Annotated in this window: 1 protein-coding gene; it reads right to left on the bottom strand. The window is 41.7% G+C overall.

Translation table 11 applies throughout. From position 1 onward, the window contains the following. A partial coding sequence (locus RRF55_RS27430; protein WP_439419221.1) for an IS3 family transposase occupies positions 1-278 on the bottom strand: 278 nt, incomplete at both ends.

The following is a 278-nucleotide window of genomic DNA, read 5'->3' as shown; positions in this document are numbered from 1 at the left end:
AAAATTACGTTTCACTAACTCATCTGCCCGTTTTTGGTCATCTCGGCTACGGGTGGTCTGTTTATTCTTACTTCGCCAAACACCTTGTATACCTAGCTTTTTCATTAATCGAGCAACAGTACAGCGTGCAATAATATAGCCTTCACGTTTCAGTTTTTGCCAGACTTTACGTACACCATATCGACCTGAACTTTCCTTCCAAATTCGTTTAATCTCCTCAGCATGATGCAAGTCATGTAAATCTCGCTTTGCTCGATGTTCCCTTGCGAAGCAATGCT

It is taken from the genome of Klebsiella sp. K47 (assembly GCF_051858335.1).
Lineage (GTDB): Bacteria > Pseudomonadota > Gammaproteobacteria > Enterobacterales > Enterobacteriaceae > Klebsiella > Klebsiella pneumoniae.
This window is presented reverse-complemented; position numbering and strand designations above follow the sequence as displayed.